Below are 24,078 nucleotides of genomic sequence, written 5' to 3' on the forward strand. Positions count from 1 at the left end.
GGCCGAACGATTCATGGACGCCTTTCCGAATGCAAAGTTCATCGATTGGCATGATGATCGGACGGCGGCTGTTTCAGCCGTGACGGTCTTTTTGCTTCGGTGCATCTTGCTTGTCGTGACGCTCGTTGCTGGCCTTCATCATTTGATTGCAGCTTTCCATCATCTGCTGCATTTGGCTCATCATGCCCATCATTCCCTGCATGCCTTGTGAGCCGTTGCCCATCATGGGTTGATTGGTTTCCGTCGGCGTCTTCGGTGGCGTGGACGTTTCGTCCGCCTGGACGGCGGCGGAAGCCGCTAACGACGCAATCAATGCGAGCGGGATGAGAGTGGTGATCTTCATTTTGTTGCCTTTCTAAAGAATGGCGCGCGTCGGTGGTGAACGCGGGCTGCGGTGCGGTTTGGAGTAGATTGCGACGCTTCGCGTCGCTCGCATCCCGAGGCATTGTTGCCACGAGAACATAGGTGCAGGGCGCACATGGCCAGACAGGGGAGGACTGGCAGGAGGAATGGCAGGGCACCTGATACCACGAGCCACCGCCAGTTGAACGCGATTCCGGCAAGCAACGCCGATGCAGCCAAGACCAGCCACAGCGTACGGCTGCGAGAATCAAACGTGCCAAGCATTCGGCGTTGGACGTCCAACGTTGGCATTAACATGGTCACCGTCGCGTCTTCCCGATCGTTCATGCACTATGCACCCACGTCTTGGCGCTCACCCTGGAAAGCGAGCGTCATCTGTTAGTTCGGGAAAAGGGTGCGTCCGGTTACAAGCTCACGATCTCGTGAGATCAGGCAGCCGACAGGAGTCCATCGGCATCAACGAACCCGAGGTCAGGTATCGTCTTCGCACTTACGTCCGCCGATGGCACGGCTTCCCGTCTCGAGATGAAGCCGATCTGGAATCCAAACACGCAGCCGATCTTGTCGAGGGTTCCGCGGGTCGGATTCGCGCCGCCTTCGGGAGTTCCGCGACCTGACGGATGGTCCGTCGATTTACCAACGCAGCAATTTGGGCCCGAGCACGGCGCCGGTGACCGTACATAAAACGATTGTGCCACCATACCAGAGCGCAATGAAGGGAAGCAGGTCATCCATGCAATGCAAAGCGTAGGCGGTTGCGCTGACGCCGCCCGCGACGAGTCCTGCAAGCGCGCCGGTGCGGACCAGGTCCGTAGGCGCGGCGCGGCGAACCGCCGACATGATGGCGGCGAACGGCACGACCGCGACCGTCGGGATGGCGATCAGACACTCAAGCCAATAGCTGCCGAATACCATGGTCTCCCAGTGCGACCGCGGTGCCGTGGCCAGACTGATCGCCGCGATGATCATGGCCGCGAGAAACGGCAGGACGGTGAGGGCGAACCGGACCCGGAATTCGCCGCCGGGACGGATGTACTTGACCAGGTAATGCGAGGCCAAAATCACGACCGACAAACTGAAGGCCAGTTTTGCGACCAGGAAGACTTGGGCGTGCATCTCGTTGAGGTCGGTGCGAACGCCGAGGACAAAAACCACCGCCAGCAGGGATGCCGCGGCGCCAACCAAGATTGCAATCCGGACGTTCCGGACAACTTCCCGCGTATCGACCGGGTCGACCTGCGAACTGAGCATGGAAATCAATTCATTGGTTTTCACGCTTTGGTCTCCCGTGCAATCAATGCGGTGAGGATCTTCAGCCCTCGGTGAATGTTGACCTTGACGGCGGATGGCGACATCCCGCTACGATCGGCGGCCTCGGCCACGCTCAGGCCGTCGAGCTTCACGTATTGGAGCGAAAGTCTCATTCGTTCCGGTAACCTCTCAAAGAGCTTGGCGAGATCGAGTTGGCTTTCAGCGGCGGCGTTGTCGTCGGATGCCAGGATGTATTCGGCGTTTTCCAATGGCACGTCCGCCGTCGTGGTCCTGGTGCGCCGCAAATGGTCGATCAGCTTGTAGCGGGCAATGGCGTACACCCACGGCGTCAGCGGCTGCTCCGGATCGTAGGTGTGACGTTGCGTGTGGATGACGATCAAGGCTTCCTGCACGAGGTCTTCAGTTTCCTCGGCCGGGCGTCCGGATCGCAAAAGTCTGCTCTTGTAGTAGCTCCGCAGATGTCCGCTCAAAGCCGTCAGCAGCGATCGATGCGCGATGGAGTCGCCTTGGAGGCTCGCCGTCATGAGCGCTTTGAGGTCGGACTCCTTCGTCATTTCTCCCTCTTTGAATTCGAATGAAGAATGCCCACGGTTACACTCTCACGAGATCGTGAGGCCCGCGCGGCGCGAAAGCCATGCTCAATCGCGAAGTGGGGGTCGGATGGAAATGCGTCCATTGATCAAACCGTTCGGACTTCAAAAACTCTGCTGGGAGTATAGCTTGCATCTGACTGCGCGCGGGTTGCGGATTCGCAATGTCTCGGGCCGTCAGATGAACCGTTAGCGACCTACGTTAACACCATCTTCCATCTCACAGGCCAAGTCAGGCGACTACGTGGCGCCCGACCGACTTCGGCACCGAGCGAAAGCTGCTGATCCGGCGTCAGTCGGGACGGCGGGTTGAATGCAGGTGTGGATGCGAAGTCGGCCGGAAATGATACCGTTCCGTCCGATCTCCCAACCTCTTTCCTTTCCCGCAACTTCCGTCTGCGCGGCGAGGAATTCAACCGCGCTCACATAGTCGTGACCTGTAACCGGCGCAGCTTCGTTTCCGAATTCATTCATGTGCGGTCCATTCAGGATCGGACGGCTGAGGAATCGTGGGAGGTAAAAATGTGCAGATCAAGCCTGGTTGCATTGTTGTCGTTGTTATTGGTCGCTTCAGCATCGCCAAGCTTTGCGCGCGCGACCGGGACCGAGGCACGCTTGGGTCCTCAGAGGACCTCGACCGCGGAGCAGATGGCACCTGTGATGCCCCGCACCGATCGGGCCGCTGCTCCACGTCCGCGCCCGAAAACTTGCAACTATCGCGGAGGACCCAAAACGGGTATCTGGTCGTGCGAATAATTTTCCCGGCCTCACAAGGGCAAGGCCACCCGCAGCACGGGGCGGGCTGCCTGACTGCTCCGCGAAGTGCAATCGATCGGTCCGATCCCGATAAAGAGACCTACGTCTTTTTTGAGAACGTGCGGCAGCGCCGCGCAGGGGATCAAACCAATGCGATGGGATCATCGCATCGGGTCTTAACGATCGAGTACCCGATTCAACACCCACTGTTTCGCGCAACCACTCGTGGCGTAATCATCTGATTTTGATCGGGATGATGATGTCGCCGCCGAACGTAAATTGCGAACGCTTCGTTCCGGCGCCGAATGGCGTCGTTCCGTTCAACGAAGTATCGTAACGAACTTCGGGCCTGACAACCAGGCCGTCGAATTCTTTGGGGACCGGGGGCCTGATCGCAAGTCCGACCGTCAGGGCGCCGTAGGTGGTCGCGCCGCCGCCGATCGCCGTACCCAACGGATTGCCATGCTCGACCCTGACAAAGTCTAGGTTGCCGGGGAATGCGGCAACGAAGAAACCACTGTTGTCGCGCCAGACTTCTCCGCGTCCGGTGATCTTGAGCCAATCGTTGAGGGCATAGGTGACGTATTGCGCGACGCCGCTTCCGACCGCGTTGAAGCCGTCCTCACGAATATAGTTCAGGTCGGTGGTGAGCGTGAGCTTGTCGGTTGCCTTCCAGACGATCGTCACATCGTTGAGATAACGCAGAGCCCTATTCGGATTGACACCCGCAAGCACGGCCGACGAGACATTGGGATTTTCCGGGCCGATGTGGGTCGTCGCCAGCACGGTCAGCGCGCCGTCCATCAAATTGAGTCCGATCCCACCGTGGAACGCCGCAGCCGTGTTGTTGTCGCCGCCATTGAAGCGGTCGAACCTGTTGCCGAAGGTTGTATTCACACCGGTGTCGATGCCAGCATAAACATCGAGGAGGTGCGTTAGATGGGTGGTCGTCATGATCCCGGTGTGCTTGAACGGAATGCCGAAATTGAAGATGTAGGAGTGCGAGTAGAGCGCATTGTCCGGCGCGTAAATAACTTCGGCGCCTTCCAGGGTTACGTATTGTCCGACCTTCACATCCACGCCACCCGACGTGAGCCACGGCAAATGAAACAGAGCGTGGGCCTCGACGATGTCAAACTGATTGCGGCCGCTGATCGATTGATCGAACTCACCCAGAAAATGCGTGTACCGGGCATCCGAGCCGTACATCGCCTGGAACTTGAATCCGAAATCGTATCCGCTCGCTTTGGGATCGAGCGGACGCTGAACCGTCAGCAGCGCCTGGTTCATCAACAGGGAATTGGCCTTATCGGTGAAGAGGTGGCCAAAATTAATGCCGCCGGAAGGCCCCTCATTGAAGGTGATCCCCGCTTGCACATGGCCGGTTATGGTGACGGTATCCCACCAGGACGGCAACGCGGGTACGGAAGTGCGCGCCTTCGTCGTCAAATCTGCACCCGCCGCGCCGCCGACCGAAAACACCAAAACGACCAGTCCGAGCAGTACACCCTTCCGCATTGTAGGCTCCCCCGCGCGACTACTTGCAATTTCGTCCTGTCTTGGAATTCAACAAAGCTTATCACGCTCCTTTTCCGCGGGGCGGTGATGGATCACCCAGAGCTCGACCGCGCCAATGGCTGCGACGACGATCCCCACCACGAGATGCACCTGCATCGCCATGGTATCGTCGTTGAAGTTGAGGACCCACGGGCATATTGCCAACCACGATCCGATCGTCAGATTGATCCATTCTTCCGATTCGAAAAACGCCGGAATTGAAACGGTGTCAAAAAGGTCGGCAATCGAAAAGATTGCGACGACGCCAATGGCGGCGCCGGCCATCCATGATGTGTGCCATCCGAGTTGCGATTTGAATCCGAGTAACCACGGCGACAAGATCAGAAAGCCGCCCAATGCGAGATTGATGAAATCGACGAAAGCTTCGGTTTTCCGGTTTCGCTGGAACATGGCGACCTCGCTTCGTGAAGGCCACACCACACTATTGTAACGACAGTATAGTCTCGTTCGACGGAAATGTGCCAGCGGTTTCCGCTTGGGAGCCCAGAGGACAACGCCATAGCATGCTCCATGGCCTAATCGTTCGCGGGGCTGGAGAGGCCGGCATGAGCCAAGCCGGCGCGGGGCGTTCCTGCGATGACGGGTTTGAAGCCGATGTTCAAAGAATCCGACGACGGCCTGTAACCATGCGTTCGCTCTGTTCGAACTAACTTAATAACAGGCGCGCGAGGAGCGATCGAGGTTCGCGAAAAGACGGGCCGCGAGCGGTGAGGACGCATAGCTTTGTCGTTTCGGGCGGGAGCCGAGAAAAGAAACGATATGCACTGCTTCTATTGTTCCGACTCATTGATTAAAACGCGGGGTCGGGCATCGCGTTGAGGCCATCGGATGGCCGTCCATAAACGCGGCGATTGCAGAGACAAACGCGCGCGTCAGGAGACGGGGCGTTTTGGCCGATCAAGAATCGGTACGAGGCAGATAAATGAACGAAAATATACTCTGGGGAGGAGCCACGATTTCAATCGTTGTCGTATCGTGGTGTTTCTACCGCCTTGTCGTGCCGAAGGGCTGGCGGGAGTGGACTCGCGCTGGAATCGTGCAGGCATTCGTCATCGCATTTTATGCCGAGATGTATGGATTTCCCCTCACGATTTACCTATTAGCCCGAGTCTTCAATCTGGACGTCGCGGGAAATCTTTGGGATGGCAATCTCTGGGTTTATCTGACGGGCAGTTGGTGGGTAATGCCAGCTTCCATGGCTCTCGGTTACACTGTTGTCTTTTTTGGAGCCGCTCTGATCATCGCCGGCTGGCGTGAAGTGTATCGAGCGAGAGCGAGAGGGCGGCTCGCCAGGGGTGGCCCTTACAGCTTGATGCGCCATCCACAATACGCTGGCATCTTTCTGGCGCTGTTTGGCGAAAGTGTTGTGCATTGGCCAACGCTATTCTCACTGACGGCCTTCCCTATCATCGTCGGCGCGTACTGGCTCCTGGCCAGAATGGAGGAGAAGCAGATGATCCAACAGTACGGTGATAAATATCGGAGCTACCAAAGACGGGTGCCGATGTTCTGGCCGGATCACCGCGGTTGGCGCGTAGCCTTTAGAAACTACTCGTTTCGACGGATGCTTTGAAGGCGGCAAAGGACCGCTCAATCTGACCAGTGTTTGGAGTGGGCCCCTGGTGCCGGACAGGTAAGCAGAGTTGAATTGACTGGGTGGCCGGGCTTTTGGAGAAAAGCCCATGCCGAGACACCGATCCCACAGCGTTGAGTTTAAGCGCCAGGTCGCCCAGGAATTTCTGAGTGGCGAGACGCTTCACGGCCTGGCCAAGCGCCACGACCTTTCGCGTAACCTGATCCGTATCTGGGTCGAAAAGTACGAGGCCGGCGCGCTGGGCGACGACGCGCGCGCTGCGGATCTGGTCCAGGAATATGAAGCGCGCATCGCCGCGCTCGAGCGGTTGGTCGGCCGTCAGGCGCTCGAACTGGAGTTTTTAAAAGGGGCTCTGAAAAACGTACCCCGGCAGAGAAGCGCGACTACATCCGTGATCACCGGCCCCGCGGCCTGTCCATCGCTGAAGGATGCCGGCTGATGGGCATCGCGCGATCAACCTATTATGATGCGCCTGCGGCGCGCACTGGCGATGTCGAGCTGTTGAACGCGATTACCGCGATCTGCGACGAGTTCGAAGCCTATGGCTGGCGCCGCGTGCAGGCGGCGCTTCGCCATCGAGGCGTGATCGCCAACCACAAGCGGATCAAGCGCCTGATGCGCGAGCACGATCTTCAGCCGCGCCGCCGCAGGCGTTATATCGCCACCACCGACAGCGACCATGATCAGCCCATCTTCCCGGATCGTTCGAAGGATATCATCCTTGATGGCCCGGACCAGCTCTGGGTAGCGGACCTGACCTACGTCGCCATCATCGGCGGCTTTGCCTATGTGGCGATCATCCTCGACGCCTGGTCACGCCGCGTCGTCGGCTATGCGATCGGCAGGTCGATCGACGCGCGGCTCGCGCTCGCGGCGCTGAAGGTGGCGATCGAGCGACGGCGTCCGCGACCAGGATGCATTCATCATTCGGACCGCGGATCGCAATACGCATCTGGTATCTATCAAGCATTGCTGGCGGCCCATAACTTAGTCGGCTCGATGAGCCGGCGCGGAAACCCGTACGATAACGCCAAGGCGGAGAGCTTCATGAAGACACTCAAAGTCGAGGCGGTCTATCCGATGGCATTCGAGACCTTCGACGACATCGCCGAGCAGCTTCCCAGGTTCATCGACGACGTTTACAATCAACGCCGCCTGCATTCCGCGCTCGGCTACATCAGCCCCGTGCAGTTCGAGGAGCAACATACCCGGCCATGGTCAAATCAGTAGTCTGATTTCTGTCCGGCACCAGGGGCCCACTCCAGTTGTCGTCCAATGGAGCGTCGAGGCCGAGAACCAGCACCCTGACCTTCCAATTGTTGGAGAGATTACATTGTCCTCTTGAAAGGAGATGAAACAATGGAACTGAATAGAAATCTGACGACCCGATCTTCTGGCTCTCCGGCGGCCGGCAGAAAGCGAGGTTGGCTCAGTGGATGGAGCGGGCTTGCGGTCTGCGCGGTCGTTTTCGTCGGTGCGATCCTTGTGTTCAGTGGCGCGTTCGGCACGCAGAGCGCTGGAAAACTGCTGCCACTGCTGTTCTTGCTGCCGTGTGCAATCATGATGTTGTGCATGAAAAATATGGGTGGCAATCAGAACGACACGGGCAGTTCAAATGTCAAAACTGGTGTTCACAAAACCGATTCTGACGACAGACATTGACCCTGAGGCTCAGGAAAAACGTTGCCGGGTAAATTGTGGCTGTCGGTCCGGAGAGAAGGCGTCGTGTCTCGTGAACGCGCGATCCTAGTGTCGTTTGCGACATTACCTTTCCACCCGACCGAGTATCAATCATTGCGTAACCAACCTGCGAGAAATTGTTCGCGATTTTATCAGCGCAGAGCATTGAAGCCGCCGTTGCCGGCGATCAGTAGGATATCACGGCCAGCTATTGACACTTCAAGTGAACGTTTTTGCGACTGCCGATCCCCACGTACCCGCCGTTCTTACCTTTCGTAAGAAAAGTCGGGTCGCTCCAGGCAAGTACGGTTTTGGAGCGCACTTCAGCATCATCGCTGTCAGCGGTCTCGATCACATCGCTCCCGGAGTGCCCTAAAAATGCGAGCGATCGTGGCTTATCGAACGTCTTGGACCAAGACGCGAAGTACGCAATTGCCGTCATTATCGAAAGTCCAGCTACACTGACGAGGATTTGTGCCAACACGGTCTGCGAGCCTGACTCCAATACGAAATGGGCCAAGAATGACAGGATAATTCCTGAACAAAAGACATGGAGAGACTGTTCTCCGCATTTGATCAGAGGTTGAAGAATACTGCATTGCAAGCCGCTCCAGTTCACGGGCAGAAGCCGTGTCGCCAACAGTGCAATGAACGCAAAATGGATCACGCGGTAAGGAGCGAGGTCGGTCTTGTCATTTGGATTGAATGCGTCAAAGAGCCATTTTGGAAATTCATTCGCCAGATTCGGGATATGACCGGCCATCGTCATTGCGAATGAAAATAGCAAATAGACGACTCCAACATAAAGAAGACTTCGTGAACGAATGAGACGGCGTGATCGCTTTGCGCCGCCCACAGCAAACCATGCGCCAAGAACGAACAGCAGCTGCCACGTAAAGGGATTGAAATACCATGCTCCTTCGGGGTAGGCGGACAAATTCCAGCCGAAATGTCGCGCAGCGAGGTAGAGATACAATGATCCCAACATCGTAGCATCGGGCAACCGCAACATGAGCCATAAAATTGGCAAGATACCTGCCAAAAGGACAATGTAGAGGGGGAGAACGTCCATGTTAAGGGGCTTGAAACGGAGGAGCAAGCCCTGGGTAAGGACGTCGAAAGGGTTGCTCACCAAACCGGCAATATTGAATTCATTTATGAGCGTAGGATTATCGTAACTTTGTGCGATATGGCCGATCATGGCCGCATACAACACAAACAAGAAAATGTGAGCGACGTAAAGCTGCCAGACGCGCTTCATCAACCAGGACATTCCCGCAACAAAGCCGCGCCGCCGCATAATATTCGTGCAAACCAGCGATGTCATATATCCTGACATAAAGATGAAAAGCTCAGCCGCGTCACTGAAGCCGTAGTTTCTGATCGTGATCCACGCGACAACGTTGTTTGGAATATGATCAAGAAAGATCGCCCAGTTAGCGATGCCGCGAAACAGATCAAGACGATGATCGCGTCCGCTGATTGGAAGAGTGTTGTTTGCCGGCGTGTGTACCATTTTAACTTCCGACTGCTTGCGTGCGGTGGCCCTGTTTGCGCTCGAACGACTATTCGAAGAAGCGGAATGCATTTGGAGAACCGATGTCGGGGATCCGGGCGCGTTGTGGAGGGATCGTTTTGTAAGTAGGTCGGTGTAGCCCGAAAATTGTGTTTGGCTCGATGACGATAGCCCCGTTGTCCAGAGTGATAACCTTATGCACCCGCTGTGAAGGCTAACCCTCACGGCGATCTCGCGATGTAGTCTGTCAGCGCGGTGATTTGACAATCCCCACAAGGAAGTTCGAAGAGATCACCGTGTTGGTTACAAGTTCACGCTGATGTGAGCGGCAGGGCGACTCTCTCAGCGGAAAGTGGTGGTGATAAATTGATGTCCTGGAATTGTCTCGAATGACGGGACACTCGATCAGCGGGCGACCGATCCGCAGCATCTGGTGCCGGGGTAATGAAAAGCCGTTCGACGGCAGCAAGGAGGATGGGTGATCGTGTCGCGGTGATCTTCGCCGAGCCGGGAAAGACCGACAGGCTTATCGAGCAGCATTGCTAGACCAGATGGTGAGGTCGGGCTCCCGTCGATGCCCAGCTTTTTGTCAGGAAGGCACCGCCGTTTTGCAATCGCGCCGGATTGTTCCGCGAAATGATAGAAGAGACGTTGCGCATGACGCCGCGTCACAAGACCGATTCCGACATCAGTCAAGAGGTAGGGCTTCGTCGCGAGACGATCGTAAGCGCCCTCGAGAGGCACACATTGGCGAAAGTTGGATTATGCCGCCCCGGACGTTCAGCGTTTCGGCGCCGAAGGAAAGCCGGCGCTGGTCGTCGCATTCGTCAGATCTTTGACCTCTGCCCGCGCGTCATCGAACACAACGATCGCCGTTTTTTCCTTAAACGAAACGGTGACTTTTGAGACGCCGGAAACCTTCTCGATGGTCTTCTTGACCATGTAAGGACAGGCTTCGCAGTACATGTTGTCCACCGCCAGGGTGACGGTTTGTTGCTCCGCCATTGCCCCGCCGGAGGAAATGATAAGCAACCCGAGCGCAAGCGAAGTGGGGAACTTCGTCATTGATCTCTCCATCATGATGTCAGCACGGGCCAAAGGACGTTGAACGCGATCGCAGCGACAACCAATATCGTCGCGACGACGAGCGTGGGATTTACGAATTTACTCGCCGATCGAGTTGAGCATGCCGCATCTCTTTTTTGGTTCGATGAGCGATGCCACAGCCAGTATCCACACCCAAGACAGGCAACCGCTACGGCAATGAAATAGGGCTGATAAGGGGCGAGCCGAACCAGCGTGCCTATCCATGGAGCGCTGGCTCCCAAGGTAAAAAGAAGCAGCGGCAACATGCTGCACGACGCCGCCGCGACAGCGCCCAAGGCACCACCCGCCGCGGCGGCATTTTGTAGGCGCGTTACGTCGCGAGAACTATCGGCACCTCTGCTCGTCATAACGCCAGCCTGTCAGACCGCCAGTTCGGGAATCCAGATGTACACCGCGTTCAACATGTAGAAGCCCATCGCGATCAGGAGCACGCCACCAGCAATCTCGAAACCTCGCCGGTATCGGGCAAAGTGGCTGAGGTTTTCAAGCCAACTGACGGCGAAGGCGCCGATGGCGATGGGCACGGCGCGGCCGAGAGCGAACGCAAGAAGCAACACCACTCCAAGCCAGACCGACCCGATTCCCGCCGTGACACCGAGCAACACCACCAAGGTTGGCGTGCAGATCGGGCACACCGCGATGGCGAACGGGATTCCGAGAAGGAAAGCTCCCCACGCGGCGGCTGGGCGGCTTGCCCGAAAGCCGAACGACGGCAGCGGTATCCGAAGCCAACCAGCCCACATGAGGCCCAGGATGATCAACAACGGCCCGAGAAAAAGCCCCCAGCCTCGTCCAGCGATATCCGCGACCCATTTCCCGCCCAATCCTGCGATCAGGCCGAGAACCACATGGGTGAGAACCATGCCCAGGATGAACATGGCGCCGAACAGGAATGCCTGGTCCTTGTCCCGACCCTTGGTGACGTAGGCGAGCGAAACCGGGATCGAAGCCAAAGCAACAGGATTGAAGCTGAACACAAGCCCGGTCAGAAACGCGACGCCCGCGGCGGCGCCGCCCGCATGCTCCACTGCCAGCCGTAGCGATTCTGCATCCATCATTCGCGCCCTTTACTTCGCTCGATCAGCGCCGTGCGCAGTTGCGCTACAGTCGGCATTGACGTGAAAATGAGTTTTCCGTCGACCGCGATGGATGGGAGCGTCAGCACGCCGAGTTCGACCGCATAATCGAGTTCATCGAGAACATTCAATTCTCGCCACACCAGATTCTTCACCGCTTCCTGAGCGGTTGTCCGGAGCCTGGCGTGCGCAACGACGCATTCGGAGCAGCCGGGGGTATAGAACATCTCGACTTTCATGGATCAATGCACCGGTGTCTTGACGTTGGCTCGTTCCAGAGCGGCGATAATCGTGCACTCGTTTACTGGCTGGGTTTCGTTCGCGCAGTCGGCTATCAGTTGATCGAGCGCCTTGGACATCGCCTTCATCGCGCGAATCTTGCTTTCGATCTGCAATTTCTTTTCGACGGCTCGGGTGCGGACGTCGCCGCAACAAGCCTTGTCGCGTCCCCGCAAGACAAGGAGATCGCGTATCTCGGCAAGCGTGAAGCCGCAGTTCTGGGCATGCTTGATGAAGCGGATGCGCCGTGCCGAGTCCTTGTCGTACAGCCGATAACCAGCAGGACTTTTCCCTGCAGGTTCGACCAGGCCTTCCTGTTCGTAATAGCGCAACGTGTCGTTGCTGACGCTTGTGAGGGAAGCCAATTTGCCGATGGTGAACATGCAGTCTCTCCAGCGTGTGTTCTAGACCCCGGAGTATACTCCAGGGTCAAGCGCATCATTGGGGTGTCAGCCGCCTGCCGCGCATCGGTCTGGATATGGTATCCAGGCCAGCCTGCATCACCCTTGGATGGATATCGTTGGGCGCGCGGACGGGACCTCGGAACGGAACAACGCCAAGGACAACAAGGCGAGGGTCATCTCGACGACTGCGAACACGCCCAACGCGGCCGCGAAGCTGTAACGAAGCAGTTCGCCGAAGATGAGGCTTCCTAGTCCGAAGCCGATGAAGAGCATGAAGACGTTCAAGCCCATCGCCTGCCCGGCACGTTTGCCGCCGAGCGAGGTAACAATTCCCGCGAAAAGCGGTTGGGTCATGTCGTAGCCCAAAGACAGGACCATCGCGACGATGGGGGCGAGAACCATCGGGAAGCCGAGCATCAGTGCCGCCGCCGCAAGAGCGCTCAGCGACAGACCAATGGGTATCAGTCTGGCCCGGCCGAAGCGATCCGCCGCCCGACCGATCAGCGGCCCGAACAGGAGGCCGGGCACGCCATAACCGAGGAGCGCGAGGCCAATTCCGATGGGCCCGACGCCGTATCGTTGCTCGAAGTACACGCCAAGCCAGGTGAAGACGCCGGAATGGAATATCGAGTTGACGAGGACAAAACCATAGGTGCGCTGCCCACGCGGCGTGCCGAGTAGATCCTTGTAGCCGCGGACCAGATCCCGGAGCGTACCGGTCACCGATTGAGCCGTGGCGGCAATGACGGATCGATAGGGCAGAAGGACAAGCAGAAGCACCGCGCCGACAGCCCCGACCACGACGAACAAGCCTTGCCAGCCGACGAACGGCACAATCATCGCGCCCAGTGGCGAACCGAAGGCCATGCCGCCAGCCATCGCGCCGAACAGCCAACCGAGCGGTCGGCCCCGCTGTTCGTAGGGATACAGCCGTCCTACCAGTGCTAACGCAAGCGGAACGACGCCGCTCGCGCCGATTCCAGTCACGGTCCGCCACAGTGTGAGCTGCTCAATGGACTGCGCGGTTGCCGTCAGCATGGTGAGCGCCGAGAAAGCCATCAAGGACACGAACATCACGCGATGGATACCGAGCCGATCCGCCAGAATGCCGTACGCGAGGGTCGCGATCCCATAGGGGATCAGGTAGGCTGGCACGATGAGACCGACGGTTTGGACCGAGGTTCCGAAGGCGTTCGACAGGACGGGTATGATCGGCGCCACCATGTAGGCCTGAAAGAAGATGATGAAGGTCGCCGCGGCGAGCATCCGCAGGAGGCGCTCGCGCCGCCGACCGTCGATCGCGCCCAGCGCCATTCGCTGCACTCTCACAAGATCATCCTGTGCCATGTCACGCCGCCTGCGATGTTGTGCGAGCAATCGGACGCCCGACACTCCGGATCGCATCAAAAAAGAGCCGCGGCGTTCCCCATAGCGAGTTGATGAAAATCGCAGTGACGCTGACGGCCATCGCCACCATCGCCCACACCGGATGGATCAGGCCGGTGGCGGCGAGCGGAATGCCGAGGCCGTTGAAGAGAAAGGCGAGGGCGACGTTCTGAACCATCTTGCTGTAGCTCCGGCGGCTGATATCGCGGGCGACCGGAAGCGCATCGAGACGATTGGACAGGATGATGATGTCCGCTGACTCGATCGCTATATCGGTGCCGCTACCCATGGCGATGCCGATATCAGCTTGCATGAGAGCGGGGGCGTCGTTGATGCCATCGCCTACCATCGCGACCCGGGCGTTGATCTGAAGCTCTCGAACGATTCTGGCCTTGTCCTGTGGCAAGACTCCCGCGTGAATCTCGTCGATGCCAACGTCCCGGCCGACCCGCTGTGCCGCGCGCTCGTTGTCACCGGTGACGAGGATCGTCCTGAGACCTGCTTTGCGCAGCGCGGCGACGGCCGAGACGGCGTCCGGTCGGAGTGCATCGCCCAAGGCGACAATGCCCAGCGCGCGTCCATCCCGAGCGACGGCGATCACGGTGCGTCCCGCGGCCTCCAGGTTTTCGATGGCCTCACGAAGAGGCGTGAGGTCAATATCGAGGTCGGCGAGGAAGCGCGGACTGCCGACGAAGACCTCGCGGGCGTCGATGCATGCAATGATACCCCTTCCGGGGAACGCCTCGAATGATTCAACGTCGCGAGGCGTTGCGCCGTAATCGAAAGCCGCCTTGATCACCGCCCGTGCCAGCGGATGCTCCGAGGATGCCTCGGCGGCGGCGGCAATGGCGAGAAGTTCCTGCTCACTTACATCCACCGCTCTGATCTCGCGCACCGTTGGACGGCCTTCGGTGAGCGTACCCGTTTTGTCGAGGATGATTTGCGTCACCGTTCGGAAGCCCTGGAAGGCCTCGCCAGTCCGCATCAGAATGCCGCGCTCGGCAGCCTGACCAGCACCGCGTACGATGGAGAGCGGCGCTGAGATGCCGATGGCGCAGGGGTAACCCATCACCAGGACACTCAGACCAGCAAACACCGCACGTTCTACGTCCACAGAACCCGTGCCGAGCCAGGAGCCGATGAGCCAGCCAATGAAGGCAAGGGCGGCGATCAAAAGAACGGTCGGCGTGTAGACCCGCAGCACGCGATCAACGAGATGAAGAAGACCGGGCTTCAGTGCGCGTGCGTCCTCAACGTGACGGATCACTTGATGCAGGAAGCTGCCTTCTCCGATCGCCGTGATCCGCAGCAGGAGGGTGCCCGTGCTGTTGATCGAGCCGCCGATGACGGAATCGCCTGCGGTCTTCTCGATCGGGACGGCCTCGCCGGTCACCAATGATTGGTCAACGCCGGAATGACCGTCGACCACCGTACCATCTGCGGGGATGCGCTCGCCGGGGCGAATCCGCACAAGATCGCCGATCCTCACCTCATCAATCGGCAGTTCCAGTTCCTCGGTGCCGCGCACGACGCGCGCGGTCTCAGGTTGCAGGTCCAGCAGGCGCTTCACCGCCTGGGAACTTCGCGTCTTCACGATGAGTGAAAGCCACTCTGAGAAAATATGATAGGTGCCGACCATCACCGAAACGGCGAAGAAGGCCGCGGTGGGATAGCCGGGCCGATCGAGGACCAGCCCGATGACACCACCAGCTATACCTGCGAACGCGCCGATCTCGAGAAGCACGTGTTGATTAAGGATGCCACGGCGTAGCGCCTGAATGGCCATGTAGAGAATGTGCCGTCCCACTCCGAAGACAAGCATCAGAGCCAAGGCACCCGCAAGCCAAGGTGCCGCGTCCGTCAGATATCCCTGCAGATTGAGGTAAAGCAGGCTGAGTGCCATGACCGTTAGGCCCAACGCGGCGCCGATGGCGGTCCACAATCCGCTTGATCGCAACACCAGGAATACAAACCCTCCGAGACTGAGGCACACCATGGCCGGTAGAAATCCGATCCAGCCCACGGCTGGATCGGCAATGATGGGAATAGCTGCGACGCTGAGAACAACCGCGAGAACGAAACGCCGGGCTTCGCGCACCAGATCGTGCTCTTCCTCTTCAAAGGCCCTGAGCTTGCGGGGGTCGGAAATCGTGTAGCCGATGTCGCGCAACGTTTGGAGCAGATGTTCGGGGCGCGCGATTGTTGGATCATACTCAACCAGCGCCTGTTCATGCGTCAGGCTCACGGCCACCTTGTCGACGCCCGGCATTCGGCCAAGCGCTTTCTCGATGGTGCCGGTGCAAAGCGAGCAATGCAGACCTCCGATCCGGGCGCGAATCTTTCTGCGATTTGGTCGCGTCGACGGTTCCTCTGTCCAAAGCGCAAATGGGGAGGCGGTTGCCGTTGAAAGAGCCATCGGAGTCTCCGTGAGTGCGCGAGCACGCGCTGAATGGGAAAGCGAGACGGGGCCGTGACGACCATGCCTAATCGCGTGCTACGACCCGAAAGCCGGGCTTTTGAATCGTATCGACGAGGCGATCCTCCTTGACGGATTTGGGATCGTAGAGGATGCGTGCCGACCCCTCGTCGAACGACACCTCGGCCACTCGTACCCCAGGTTCCTTTTCCACGAGCTTCTTGATCGTGTTGGCGCAGGCGTCGCAGTTCATGCCTTCGATTTTGAATGTTGTCGTTTTCATCCGATGCTCCAATTTGAGATATCGCGGTATTGGAGCGATGCTAACCCCTGGAGTTACCTCCTAGGTCAAGTCGCTGAGTCTCGAATCTTTTCGCTAGGCCCGCCCTCCGTCCTTTGGGTCGCTGCGCTTGACCAAATGACGACCTTAAAAATTAAACGGCGGCCACATCTGGCAACTCGTCGGTCGACTTCTCCATTTGTGAGCTCTTGCAACGGCAGGCATCAGCCGCTTGGATCGGGCTACGCTGCAGCTCCATAGTCTTCAAACGGATCAAAGCGCTTGGCCGCGTCGATCTAGGTTTGCCGCTGCAGGCGTCGCAAGGCGGCCGGCGCTGCAGTTGGCTGGCCGATGACGCGCAAGCGAGGCGCTCTCGCGCCAAGCGGGCTTCGGATCATTTGCTCTTCGAGCTTCTCTCAGCGCGAACTCTTGCATAGCCCGTTTCGTAGGCGCCGGGCCGCATCTCGAAGAGTGCATCGATGATCGGACACTCCGGTACCAGATCCCGCGTGCACTGCGCTGCCATATCCGACATCACTCGTTCCAGGCGCCGAAGATCTTTAATTTTCTGACGAATATCGGCGAGATGCTGGACTGTGAGTTCGTGCACCTCTCGGCAACTGCAGGTATGGCCGTCGACAACAAGCAGCAGCCCCCGCAGTTCGTCGAGACTAAAGCCCAATTCCCGGCCGCGACGCACGAAATGCAATCGTCTCGCGTGCTCCAGCCGATAGACGCGGTAGCCGCTTGCGCTACGTACCGGCGACGGCATGATTCCGATCTTCTCATAGTAGCGGATCGTTTCGACGTTCACGCCGCTGCGTTCTGAGAGAACTCCAATCGAAAACCCATCAATCTGTTTGATCATCGACGTCACGCATTCGTGAGAGATTTCGCTTGACCCTGTAGTCGCTACAGACTCTAGGGTCACCATAGACCGATTGCGAGAGAATGCTCAATGGTGGTACGCGACGAGACCTCGGCCCTACCACCAGCGCCAAAGCGCTTGGACGGCGTTGCGTTGCTGTCGGTTGGCGGCATCGTGGCGGCACTCGGTGCCGCTACGTGCTGCGTGGTGCCGTTCGGTTTGTTTCTCGCTGGCGTTAGCGGGGCGTGGATCGGCAATCTGACCGCGCTCAAGCCATATCAGCCCCTGTTCGTCGGACTCGCGGTCGCTTGTCTTGGATGGGGCTATTATATCGTTTACCGCAATTCGAAAGCGAATGATTGCGTCGAAGGCTCCTACTGCGCCCGTCCATCGTCCAGCAGAAACGCGAAGATCGGGTTGTGGGTGGCGACGCTCTTGATCGTCATCGCCGTGGGCTTTCCTTACATCGCTCGTCTTTTCCTCGACACCTGAAAATAGGGAGATCATCCGTGAAGATTCTACCGCTCGTCGTACTGATTGCTGTCCTTGTGTCATCCGGAGCAGCAGTCGCCACCGAGCAAACCGTGACGCTCAACGTCGCCAACGCTACCTGTGAGCTTTGCGGTCCGATCGTGAAGCGCTCGCTCAGCAGCGTATCTGGCGTGCTTGATGTACAGATATCGGAGGCTGAGGGGGCTGTCATTGCAAAGGTGCGCTTCGAGGATAGTCGCACGGATGTTCCCGCGCTGATCACCGCGACCACCAATGCCGGCTATCCCTCGCACATCTTGCAGTAAGGCCGCATCAGAACGATCATCGGGATGGATTCTATCGAAGTAACAATTTCATTCCGTCTGCCACCGCAGATTCCTGCAGGCGATCTAAACATACGAAAGTCGAAGCGATGACCGACTCCCGCAACCCGAGTGCCAACAACGGCAATGGCCGGTACGACCTTATTGTCGTCGGCGCCGGCTCGGCCGGCTTCTCGGCCGCGATCACCGCTGCCGAGCAGGGCGCGCAGGTCGCGCTCGTCGGGCACGGCACGATCGGTGGCACCTGCGTCAATTTCGGTTGCGTACCCTCGAAAACGTTGATCCGGGCAACCGAGGCAGTGCATCACGCCAATATTGCATCGACCAGGTTCGACGGCATCGAAAGCGGCGCGCGCGTCACCGACTGGGCTGCGCAGGTCGCGCAGAAGGACGCGCTGGTCGCGAGCCTGCGTCAGGCGAAGTATGCCGACTTGCTCTCGGAATATAACAACGTTGCCTACCATGAAGGTCGGGCACGGCTCGTCGAGGGAGGCGTCGATGTGGGGGCGCGGCTTCTCGCGTCGGAGCGCATCATCATTGCAACTGGTGCACGTCCCGCGCTGCCTTCAATTCCAGGGATCGGCGAAGTGTCGCCGCTCGACAGCACGATGGCGCTTGCCCTGACAGAGCTGCCGCGCTCCTTGATCGTGATGGGCGGGGGCTACGTAGGGGCCGAACTTGCGCAGACCTTCGCTCGCGCCGGGGTCGCGGTGACACTGGTCTTCCGCAGTCGCCTTCTGCCAGAGGCCGAGCCGGAGATTGGGCAAGCGCTCGCGGACTATCTGACCGATGAGGGGGTCACGATCGTGAGAGGCGTGACCTACGATTTCGTCCGCAAGACCGATGACGGCGGCGTCGCGCTCGCGATCACTCGGAATGGCGGCCTCGAGGTATTGACCGCCGAGCAGATTCTTGTCGCTACGGGGCGCACCCCGAACACCCAAGGCCTGGGACTTTCCGAAGCAGGCGTCGCGCAGACATCGTCCGGCGCGGTCGTCATCGACGACCGTATGGGCACTTCGAAGGCAGGCGTCTATGCGGCTGGTGACGTGACGGGCAAGGACCAGTTCGTCTACATGGCGGCCTATGGCGCAAAGCTCGCGGCCAGGAACGCACTGAATGGCAACAGCCTGCGCTACGACAACACTGTCATGCCCGCAGTTGTCTTCACCGACCCTCAGGTCGCCAGCGTCGGGGTCACCGAAGCGCAAGCTCGTGCTGCCGGGCACGCCGTGCGTACCTCAGTGCTCTCGCTCGACAACGTGCCACGCGCGCTCGCGGCCCGCGACACTCGGGGTCTGATCAAGCTTGTCGCGGATGGGGCGACCCGCAAGCTTCTTGGGGCGCACATTCTTTCTCCGGAAGGAGCCGACAGCATCCAGACGGCGGCGCTTGCAATCCGCTGTGGGCTGTCGATCGACGATTTGGCAGAAATGATCTTTCCCTACCTGACAACCGTCGAGGGCTTGAAGCTTGCGGCGCAGACGTTCGACCGGGATGTGAAGAAACTCTCCTGCTGCGCTGGGTAATGGCGGGGATTGTGCCATCTTCACGTCGGTCCCCAGTCCTTACACTGCCTGATCGAGATTCAATCGCTTCGCGAGTTTTTTGGCCGCTTCTTTGCGCTCGCTGTAACGATCCGTGAGATATCCGGATACGCCGCGCGTCAACAGCGTGAACTTCATAAGCTCTTCCATGACGTCGACGATCCGGTCGTGGTAAGGCGACGGCTTCATGCGCCCGGTTTCTTCGAACTGTTCGTATGCCTTGGCGACCGACGACTGATTGGGAATCGTAATCATTCGCATCCATCGACCGAGAACGCGGAGTTGGTTGACGGCATTGAACGATTGAGAACCGCCGCACACCTGCATCACGGCCAGCGTTTTGCCTTGCGTCGGCCGCACCGCGCCGATTGACAACGGAATCCAGTCGATCTGCGCTTTCATGATCCCAGTCATCGCGCCGTGGCGTTCCGGACTGCACCAGACTTGACCTTCCGACCACGCCGACAATTCGCGAAGCTCCTGGACCTTCTCGTGGGTCGCAGGTGCGTCGTCCGGAAGAGGGAGGCCGGAGGGATCGAAAATCCTGGTTTCCGCACCGAACGCTTGAAGGAGACGGGCCGCTTCCACCGTAGCGAAACGGCTGAACGACCGTTCGCGCAGTGATCCGTACAGCAGAAGAATGCGCGGACGGTGCGTTGGCATTGGACGATGCAGCAATTCAGGATCGGGAAGGGCGAAAGCTTCGTCATTGACGTTTGGCAAATCTTGCATCTCAGTCCGCATTTATGATCTCACCGTCTTCCTTCACGAACCGTCCGATATGAGGATTCGAAAGAATGGACAGCACTTCTTCGGACGGGCGACAGAGCTTGACGCCCTTGTGCGTCACGACGACAGGGCGGTTAATCAGAATGGGATGCGCAATCATGAAGTCGATCAGTTCGTCGTCGGTCCACTTGGGATCGGCCAGTTCGAGAGCGTCGTAGGGCGTACCCTTTTGGCGAAGCAGGTCACGAGGGGAGATACCCATTCGGGTCATCAACTCGATCAGATTTTCGCGCGACGGCGGTTGCTTCAGGTATTCAATGATTTCCGGCTCGACGCCGCTTTGACGGATCATCGCCAAAGTATTGCGGGACGTTCCGCAATCTGGATTGTGATAGATAGTGACGCTCATGAGTGAATCTCAACGCTTTTGGCTTTGTCCGGATCGCGGGATTCATACCAGCCGCGAGACATCTGCACGATCTTCACGACCGAGAGCATCACGGGCACTTCGACGAGGACGCCGACGACCGTCGCCAGTGCCGCTCCGGAATTGACGCCGAATAGGCTGATGGCCGCCGCCACGGCGAGTTCGAAGAAGTTGCTGGCGCCGATCAGCGCAGCGGGCGCGGCCACGCACCAGGCCACTCCGAAACGGCGACTGAGCCAATAGGCGAGGCCTGCATTGAAGTAGACCTGGATCAGGATCGGGACCGCGAGAATGGCGATGACGGCGGGCTGTGCGACGATCTGCTCGCCCTGGAAGGCAAACAGGAGGATCAAGGTGGCGAGGAGGGCGATCAGGGACAGCGGCTGAAGTCGGCTCAGGGCCCGGGTGAATGCGGCCGAGCCGATGTTGAGCAGGGCCCGCCGCCACACCTGCGCAATGATGACCGGTGCGACGATGTAAAGCGCGACGGACAGCAACAGCGTTTCCCATGGCACCGTAATCGACGCCACACCGAGGAGCAACCCGACCAGCGGCGCGAACAGGAACACCATCAGGACGTCATTGAGGGCGACCTGGCCAAGGGTGTAGTGAGGTTCGCCGCCAACGAGGTTGGACCAGACGAAAACCATCGCGGTGCAGGGTGCCGCCGCCAGCAAGATGAGTCCGGCGATATAGGACTGAATTTGGTCGGCCGGGAGCATCGGCGCGAATACATGGCCGATCAACAGCGTCCCGAGCAGCGCCATCGAGAAGGGTTTGACCGCCCAGTTGATGAAGAGTGTCACGCCAACCCCGCGGGCATGCTCTGTGACTTTCCGCATGGCGGTGAAGTCGATCTTCAAGAGCATCGGGATGATCATCAGCCAGATCAGAACTGCGATCGGCAGGTTGACCTTCGCGATTTCCGCGCCTGAAACCGCGACAAAGAAACCTGGCATCAGATGGCCGAGACTGATCCCGACCACGATGCAGAGCACAACCCATAGAGACAGATATCGTTCGAATGCGCTCATGTCATGCCACGCGCGGTCGGCCCAACGTCGAGCCCTCTGAATTTCCGATGTCGCGAAGCTTGGTGCCTAGCGCCATCGCATCGATCGAGCCGAGCGGCAGGGCGAGGAATGGCGCAATGCGGTTTTGCATGTAGCGAAAGGCGGAAACGAAGGCGGCCTCCTTCTGGAGGTCGGTGCCTTCGACGGCCGCGGGATCTTCGATGCCCCAGTGCGCGGTCATTGGCTGTTCCGGCCAGACAGGGCAACTCTCCCCCGCTGCGCTGTCGCAAACCGTAAAGACGAAGTCCATGACGGGTGCATCTGGAGTGGCGAATTCTTGCCAACTCTTCGAACGCAAACCGCCGGTAGGATAGTCGAGGCTCGACAGCACACGCAATGCAATCGGATTGACCTCTCCTTTGGGCTGACTGCCCGCCGAGAAGGCGTGGAAACGGCTATCGCCGTCCTTGCGCAGGATGGATTCGGCCAGAATTGAGCGTGCGGAATTCCCCGTACATAGGAACAGGACGTTGTAGATGCGGTCAGGCACGGGATTTCTCCTTCTTCCTCGGAGGCGGACAGCAAGGGACGAGGCTTTCGAAAATAGGAGCGCAAATTTCCTGACGGCCGCCGCAACAGTCCTGCAGCAGGAAGACGGTGATTGCCTGAAAGGTGGTTAGGTTTGCCCGATACACGATCGAACGGCTGTGCCGCTCGGATGTCACCAGATCGGCTCGCGTCAGCACGGAAAGGTGGGCCGAGAGCGTATTCTGCGGCACCTCCAGCAATCGCGCGAGATCGCCGGCGGCCAATCCATCGGGTTCATGTTGTATCAGGACCCGGAAGGCCTGGAGGCGGGTTTGCTGCGCGAGGGCGCCCAGCGCGAGGATGGCTTGTTCGTTTTCCATATATCCAGATGTATGGAAATACAGAGATTTGTCAATCCGTTTCAGAGAAATCGCGGGTATCGGCGGTGGTTTCCCTCATCGTGCCGGGCTTGATGTTCGCGACCAGCATGCCGCTTATGTATGCAATCGGCACTTCGCTCGTCGCCGTCACCGCCTTCGGCGCAGCCACGGCGGCAAGCTACGCGGCTTCCGGACTGATCGACTGGAGGATCGCGGCACTTTTCATCCTCGGCGGCGTTGTGGGAGGAGCAATTGGTGTTGCGCTTTGCCGCGTGCTGGCGTGGCGAAAACGCGTGTTCGCCTTTCTCTTCGCAAGCGTTGTTCTGAGTGTCGGCGTTTACGTGGTGGCACGCAGCATCATCGCACTCGCGTGAGTCCGGTCTGGCAAAGGAGAAAAGCAGATGATGAACGACATGATGGGCGTTGGGATGTGGGGCATGGGGTTCGTGTGGCTCCTTATCCTGGTCCTCGTGGTCCTCGGGATTGTGGCTCTCACCAAATACATCCGGCGATGACGCTTCAGGCCCGCTTAGCCTCTCACATAGGAGAATGGGACAATGAGCTACTACTTCGCGCAAACACTCCAGTCATCCTTCGATGACGCAGTCGCCAACACCACTACTGCACTGGAGGAGGGCTTCGGCATCATCACCGATGATCGACGTGAAAGCGCTCAAGCGCAAGCTCGACGTCGATTTCCGCCGCTACAAAACCCTTGGGGCGTGCAATCCGAAGCTGGCAGACGAGGCGCTGAAGCTGGAGGACAAGGTTGGTACGATGTTCAGGAGTCGGGGTCGACGCCGCGACGGGCAGGTGCTCGAAAACGAGATCGAAGGGCCTCTTCCGGATTGACGCCAGTCCGGGATGCGGCATCCCGATGCTGACCAAGCCGATCGCGTCCGAGGCGGGTTTCGATTTTGAAAGGCAGCGTATTGCCTCCGCAGGAGTGCAGGGACAAATGATAAAATCTCTTTAAAATCAGTTTCCGTGGTTGGTCGGCGTCAAGTTTACCAACTGATTTGCGTAACGTAATAGTATTCTCAAATTCGATCTGCTATTTCTGAATCATGGAACGCCGACCGCTCCAGGGTTTGTCGAAGCTGAAAGCGCCCTACCTTCGTAGGGCGACGCTGCTTTTGCTTGCCCTGATGTATCTATTCGTCGGCTTGGGCAATGTCGCTTTTTGCACCGAGGAAACGGTCGCCGCGACTGTTTTCTCGCAAGTTGGCACCGTAACCGGCACTGCGTCGGATGAGGGCGATTCCACGAAAGCGCCCATTCTTGCAGAGCATTGCCCTGTTTGTACACCGGTCGTGATGCCGACGTCCATGCCCCTGGCCTCGCCAATGGAGCATCCGGTCAAGATCGCCTTCGTCGCGCCTCAACGCTTGCTTGAGGACCCTCCCAAGCTCGACACGCCGCCCCCCAAGCACCTGACCTGAAGACCGCCATCACGCGCGCCAGGCCGCGCGTC

At 58.8% G+C, this 24,078-nt stretch carries 28 protein-coding genes and 2 pseudogenes; 10 read left to right on the forward strand and 20 right to left on the reverse strand.

Translation table 11 applies throughout. From position 1 onward, the window contains the following. Positions 1 to 73: 73 nt before the first annotated feature. The 5 genes from J0H39_22865 to J0H39_22885 form a co-directional block, all read right to left on the reverse strand. On the reverse strand, positions 74 to 343 hold the full coding sequence (locus tag J0H39_22865; protein MBN9499606.1) for a hypothetical protein: 270 nt from the start codon (positions 341 to 343) through the stop codon (positions 74 to 76). A gap of 653 nt (positions 344 to 996) precedes the next feature. Continuing rightward, on the reverse strand, positions 997 to 1,638 hold the full coding sequence (locus tag J0H39_22870) for a DUF1109 domain-containing protein (protein MBN9499607.1): 642 nt from the start codon (positions 1,636 to 1,638) through the stop codon (positions 997 to 999). After that, complete coding sequence (locus J0H39_22875; GenBank protein MBN9499608.1) at positions 1,635 to 2,189, reverse strand: sigma-70 family RNA polymerase sigma factor; 555 nt, start codon at positions 2,187 to 2,189, stop codon at positions 1,635 to 1,637. The genes J0H39_22870 and J0H39_22875 overlap by 4 nt, the downstream gene beginning before the upstream one ends. Positions 2,190 to 3,215: 1,026 nt before the next feature. Further along, a complete protein-coding gene (locus J0H39_22880) occupies positions 3,216 to 4,499 on the reverse strand; it encodes a porin (protein MBN9499609.1) in 1,284 nt (427 codons plus the stop codon). 48 nt (positions 4,500 to 4,547) lie between these two features. Next, the gene (locus J0H39_22885; protein ID MBN9499610.1) at positions 4,548 to 4,949 is read right to left on the reverse strand and encodes an SPW repeat protein; all 402 of its coding nucleotides are present in this window, start codon (positions 4,947 to 4,949) and stop codon (positions 4,548 to 4,550) included. 532 nt (positions 4,950 to 5,481) lie between these two features. Here J0H39_22885 and J0H39_22890 point away from each other — a divergent pair. From J0H39_22890 to J0H39_22905, 4 genes are all read left to right on the forward strand, one after another. Further along, the gene (locus tag J0H39_22890) at positions 5,482 to 6,132 is read left to right on the forward strand and encodes a DUF1295 domain-containing protein (protein MBN9499611.1); all 651 of its coding nucleotides are present in this window, start codon (positions 5,482 to 5,484) and stop codon (positions 6,130 to 6,132) included. Between the two features lie 109 nt (positions 6,133 to 6,241). Further along, positions 6,242 to 6,592 carry a transposase gene (locus J0H39_22895; protein ID MBN9499612.1) on the forward strand — a complete coding sequence of 117 codons (351 nt, stop codon included), beginning with the start codon at positions 6,242 to 6,244 and terminating at the stop codon, positions 6,590 to 6,592. After that, complete coding sequence (locus tag J0H39_22900) at positions 6,541 to 7,383, forward strand: IS3 family transposase (protein ID MBN9499613.1); 843 nt, start codon at positions 6,541 to 6,543, stop codon at positions 7,381 to 7,383. Before J0H39_22895 ends, J0H39_22900 begins: the two co-directional genes overlap by 52 nt. Before the next feature lie 129 nt (positions 7,384 to 7,512). After that, entirely contained in the window at positions 7,513 to 7,815 is a 303-nt protein-coding gene (locus J0H39_22905) for a hypothetical protein (GenBank protein ID MBN9499614.1), read from the forward strand. A 226-nt stretch (positions 7,816 to 8,041) separates the two neighbouring features. Here J0H39_22905 and J0H39_22910 read toward each other — a convergent pair whose 3' ends face one another. From J0H39_22910 to J0H39_22955, 10 genes are all read right to left on the reverse strand, one after another. Then, on the reverse strand, positions 8,042 to 9,349 hold the full coding sequence (locus J0H39_22910; protein ID MBN9499615.1) for an OpgC domain-containing protein: 1,308 nt from the start codon (positions 9,347 to 9,349) through the stop codon (positions 8,042 to 8,044). Positions 9,350 to 10,129: 780 nt separating this feature from the next. Then, on the reverse strand, positions 10,130 to 10,414 hold the full coding sequence (merP, locus tag J0H39_22915; protein MBN9499616.1) for a mercury resistance system periplasmic binding protein MerP: 285 nt from the start codon (positions 10,412 to 10,414) through the stop codon (positions 10,130 to 10,132). 11 nt (positions 10,415 to 10,425) lie between these two features. After that, positions 10,426 to 10,803: a mercury transporter gene (locus J0H39_22920; protein ID MBN9499617.1), complete on the reverse strand. Its 378-nt coding sequence runs from the start codon at positions 10,801 to 10,803 to the stop codon at positions 10,426 to 10,428. A 12-nt stretch (positions 10,804 to 10,815) separates the two neighbouring features. Further along, on the reverse strand, positions 10,816 to 11,514 hold the full coding sequence (locus tag J0H39_22925) for a sulfite exporter TauE/SafE family protein (protein ID MBN9499618.1): 699 nt from the start codon (positions 11,512 to 11,514) through the stop codon (positions 10,816 to 10,818). Beyond that, positions 11,511 to 11,771 (reverse strand): thioredoxin family protein, encoded by a 261-nt coding sequence (locus J0H39_22930; GenBank protein ID MBN9499619.1) that lies wholly within the window; start codon positions 11,769 to 11,771, stop codon positions 11,511 to 11,513. The genes J0H39_22925 and J0H39_22930 overlap by 4 nt, the downstream gene beginning before the upstream one ends. A gap of 3 nt (positions 11,772 to 11,774) precedes the next feature. Next, positions 11,775 to 12,194: a heavy metal-responsive transcriptional regulator gene (locus J0H39_22935; protein MBN9499620.1), complete on the reverse strand. Its 420-nt coding sequence runs from the start codon at positions 12,192 to 12,194 to the stop codon at positions 11,775 to 11,777. Positions 12,195 to 12,311: 117 nt separating this feature from the next. Further along, positions 12,312 to 13,529 (reverse strand): MFS transporter, encoded by a 1,218-nt coding sequence (locus J0H39_22940; protein MBN9499621.1) that lies wholly within the window; start codon positions 13,527 to 13,529, stop codon positions 12,312 to 12,314. 34 nt (positions 13,530 to 13,563) lie between these two features. After that, the gene (locus J0H39_22945) at positions 13,564 to 16,017 is read right to left on the reverse strand and encodes a cation-translocating P-type ATPase (protein ID MBN9499622.1); all 2,454 of its coding nucleotides are present in this window, start codon (positions 16,015 to 16,017) and stop codon (positions 13,564 to 13,566) included. A gap of 67 nt (positions 16,018 to 16,084) precedes the next feature. Further along, positions 16,085 to 16,300, reverse strand: a complete 216-nt coding sequence (locus tag J0H39_22950) for a heavy-metal-associated domain-containing protein (GenBank protein ID MBN9499623.1) — start codon at positions 16,298 to 16,300, stop codon at positions 16,085 to 16,087. Positions 16,301 to 16,691: 391 nt separating this feature from the next. Then, positions 16,692 to 17,165: a helix-turn-helix domain-containing protein gene (locus tag J0H39_22955; protein ID MBN9499624.1), complete on the reverse strand. Its 474-nt coding sequence runs from the start codon at positions 17,163 to 17,165 to the stop codon at positions 16,692 to 16,694. A 90-nt stretch (positions 17,166 to 17,255) separates the two neighbouring features. On the opposite strand from J0H39_22955, the gene J0H39_22960 reads away from it, so the two are divergent. The 3 genes from J0H39_22960 (at position 17,256) to merA (ending at position 19,509) form a co-directional block, all read left to right on the forward strand. Next, positions 17,256 to 17,657 carry a mercury transporter MerT gene (locus tag J0H39_22960; protein ID MBN9499625.1) on the forward strand — a complete coding sequence of 134 codons (402 nt, stop codon included), beginning with the start codon at positions 17,256 to 17,258 and terminating at the stop codon, positions 17,655 to 17,657. 17 nt (positions 17,658 to 17,674) lie between these two features. Further along, entirely contained in the window at positions 17,675 to 17,962 is a 288-nt protein-coding gene (locus tag J0H39_22965; GenBank protein ID MBN9499626.1) for a mercury transporter, read from the forward strand. Between the two features lie 107 nt (positions 17,963 to 18,069). Next, complete coding sequence (gene merA / locus J0H39_22970) at positions 18,070 to 19,509, forward strand: mercury(II) reductase (protein ID MBN9499627.1); 1,440 nt, start codon at positions 18,070 to 18,072, stop codon at positions 19,507 to 19,509. A gap of 39 nt (positions 19,510 to 19,548) precedes the next feature. Here merA and arsH read toward each other — a convergent pair whose 3' ends face one another. Genes arsH through J0H39_22995 form a run of 5 tightly spaced genes read right to left on the reverse strand, consistent with a single transcriptional unit; the run spans position 19,549 to position 22,604 of the window. Further along, the gene (gene arsH / locus J0H39_22975; protein MBN9499628.1) at positions 19,549 to 20,259 is read right to left on the reverse strand and encodes an arsenical resistance protein ArsH; all 711 of its coding nucleotides are present in this window, start codon (positions 20,257 to 20,259) and stop codon (positions 19,549 to 19,551) included. A 1-nt stretch (position 20,260) separates the two neighbouring features. Beyond that, positions 20,261 to 20,665 carry an arsenate reductase (glutaredoxin) gene (gene arsC, locus J0H39_22980; GenBank protein ID MBN9499629.1) on the reverse strand — a complete coding sequence of 135 codons (405 nt, stop codon included), beginning with the start codon at positions 20,663 to 20,665 and terminating at the stop codon, positions 20,261 to 20,263. Next, entirely contained in the window at positions 20,662 to 21,717 is a 1,056-nt protein-coding gene (arsB, locus tag J0H39_22985; protein MBN9499630.1) for an ACR3 family arsenite efflux transporter, read from the reverse strand. The genes arsC and arsB overlap by 4 nt, the downstream gene beginning before the upstream one ends. A 1-nt stretch (position 21,718) precedes the next feature. Then, a complete protein-coding gene (locus J0H39_22990; protein ID MBN9499631.1) occupies positions 21,719 to 22,246 on the reverse strand; it encodes an arsenate reductase ArsC in 528 nt (175 codons plus the stop codon). Next, positions 22,239 to 22,604 carry a helix-turn-helix transcriptional regulator gene (locus tag J0H39_22995; GenBank protein ID MBN9499632.1) on the reverse strand — a complete coding sequence of 122 codons (366 nt, stop codon included), beginning with the start codon at positions 22,602 to 22,604 and terminating at the stop codon, positions 22,239 to 22,241. The genes J0H39_22990 and J0H39_22995 overlap by 8 nt, the downstream gene beginning before the upstream one ends. Between J0H39_22995 and J0H39_23000 the strand changes: the two are divergent. From J0H39_23000 to J0H39_23010, 3 genes and pseudogenes are all read left to right on the forward strand, one after another. After that, a pseudogene (locus tag J0H39_23000) lies at positions 22,585 to 22,978 on the forward strand (sulfite exporter TauE/SafE family protein). The gene J0H39_22995 and the pseudogene J0H39_23000 sit on opposite strands and share 20 nt — an antisense overlap. Positions 22,979 to 23,161: 183 nt before the next feature. Continuing rightward, a pseudogene (locus tag J0H39_23005) lies at positions 23,162 to 23,456 on the forward strand (DUF302 domain-containing protein). 215 nt (positions 23,457 to 23,671) lie between these two features. Further along, positions 23,672 to 24,046: a hypothetical protein gene (locus J0H39_23010; GenBank protein MBN9499633.1), complete on the forward strand. Its 375-nt coding sequence runs from the start codon at positions 23,672 to 23,674 to the stop codon at positions 24,044 to 24,046. Positions 24,047 to 24,078 lie beyond the last annotated feature (32 nt).

The sequence above is a fragment of the Alphaproteobacteria bacterium genome (genome assembly GCA_017308135.1).
In the GTDB taxonomy this organism is placed as follows: domain Bacteria; phylum Pseudomonadota; class Alphaproteobacteria; order CACIAM-22H2; family CACIAM-22H2; genus Tagaea.

What these genes read in the sequence shown, in the direction of transcription:
- J0H39_22940 (MBN9499621.1), bottom strand. Translation starts at nt 13,529, where the DNA reads ATGGCGCTGGGCGCGATCGACGGTCGGCGGCGCGAGCGCCTCCTGCGG.
- J0H39_22955 (MBN9499624.1), bottom strand. Translation starts at nt 17,165, where the DNA reads ATGATCAAACAGATTGATGGGTTTTCGATTGGAGTTCTCTCAGAACGC.
- J0H39_23010 (MBN9499633.1), top strand. Translation starts at nt 23,672, where the DNA reads ATGGAACGCCGACCGCTCCAGGGTTTGTCGAAGCTGAAAGCGCCCTAC.
- J0H39_22930 (MBN9499619.1), bottom strand. Translation starts at nt 11,771, where the DNA reads ATGAAAGTCGAGATGTTCTATACCCCCGGCTGCTCCGAATGCGTCGTT.
- J0H39_22925 (MBN9499618.1), bottom strand. Translation starts at nt 11,514, where the DNA reads ATGATGGATGCAGAATCGCTACGGCTGGCAGTGGAGCATGCGGGCGGC.
- J0H39_22935 (MBN9499620.1), bottom strand. Translation starts at nt 12,194, where the DNA reads ATGTTCACCATCGGCAAATTGGCTTCCCTCACAAGCGTCAGCAACGAC.
- J0H39_22950 (MBN9499623.1), bottom strand. Translation starts at nt 16,300, where the DNA reads ATGAAAACGACAACATTCAAAATCGAAGGCATGAACTGCGACGCCTGC.
- J0H39_22945 (MBN9499622.1), bottom strand. Translation starts at nt 16,017, where the DNA reads ATGGCTCTTTCAACGGCAACCGCCTCCCCATTTGCGCTTTGGACAGAG.
- J0H39_22895 (MBN9499612.1), top strand. Translation starts at nt 6,242, where the DNA reads ATGCCGAGACACCGATCCCACAGCGTTGAGTTTAAGCGCCAGGTCGCC.
- arsH (MBN9499628.1), bottom strand. Translation starts at nt 20,259, where the DNA reads ATGCAAGATTTGCCAAACGTCAATGACGAAGCTTTCGCCCTTCCCGAT.
- merP (MBN9499616.1), bottom strand. Translation starts at nt 10,414, where the DNA reads ATGACGAAGTTCCCCACTTCGCTTGCGCTCGGGTTGCTTATCATTTCC.
- J0H39_22865 (MBN9499606.1), bottom strand. Translation starts at nt 343, where the DNA reads ATGAAGATCACCACTCTCATCCCGCTCGCATTGATTGCGTCGTTAGCG.
- arsC (MBN9499629.1), bottom strand. Translation starts at nt 20,665, where the DNA reads ATGAGCGTCACTATCTATCACAATCCAGATTGCGGAACGTCCCGCAAT.
- merA (MBN9499627.1), top strand. Translation starts at nt 18,070, where the DNA reads ATGACCGACTCCCGCAACCCGAGTGCCAACAACGGCAATGGCCGGTAC.
- J0H39_22880 (MBN9499609.1), bottom strand. Translation starts at nt 4,499, where the DNA reads ATGCGGAAGGGTGTACTGCTCGGACTGGTCGTTTTGGTGTTTTCGGTC.
- J0H39_22905 (MBN9499614.1), top strand. Translation starts at nt 7,513, where the DNA reads ATGGAACTGAATAGAAATCTGACGACCCGATCTTCTGGCTCTCCGGCG.
- J0H39_22960 (MBN9499625.1), top strand. Translation starts at nt 17,256, where the DNA reads ATGGTGGTACGCGACGAGACCTCGGCCCTACCACCAGCGCCAAAGCGC.
- J0H39_22920 (MBN9499617.1), bottom strand. Translation starts at nt 10,803, where the DNA reads ATGACGAGCAGAGGTGCCGATAGTTCTCGCGACGTAACGCGCCTACAA.
- J0H39_22995 (MBN9499632.1), bottom strand. Translation starts at nt 22,604, where the DNA reads ATGGAAAACGAACAAGCCATCCTCGCGCTGGGCGCCCTCGCGCAGCAA.
- J0H39_22875 (MBN9499608.1), bottom strand. Translation starts at nt 2,189, where the DNA reads ATGACGAAGGAGTCCGACCTCAAAGCGCTCATGACGGCGAGCCTCCAA.
- arsB (MBN9499630.1), bottom strand. Translation starts at nt 21,717, where the DNA reads ATGAGCGCATTCGAACGATATCTGTCTCTATGGGTTGTGCTCTGCATC.
- J0H39_22885 (MBN9499610.1), bottom strand. Translation starts at nt 4,949, where the DNA reads ATGTTCCAGCGAAACCGGAAAACCGAAGCTTTCGTCGATTTCATCAAT.
- J0H39_22910 (MBN9499615.1), bottom strand. Translation starts at nt 9,349, where the DNA reads ATGGTACACACGCCGGCAAACAACACTCTTCCAATCAGCGGACGCGAT.
- J0H39_22890 (MBN9499611.1), top strand. Translation starts at nt 5,482, where the DNA reads ATGAACGAAAATATACTCTGGGGAGGAGCCACGATTTCAATCGTTGTC.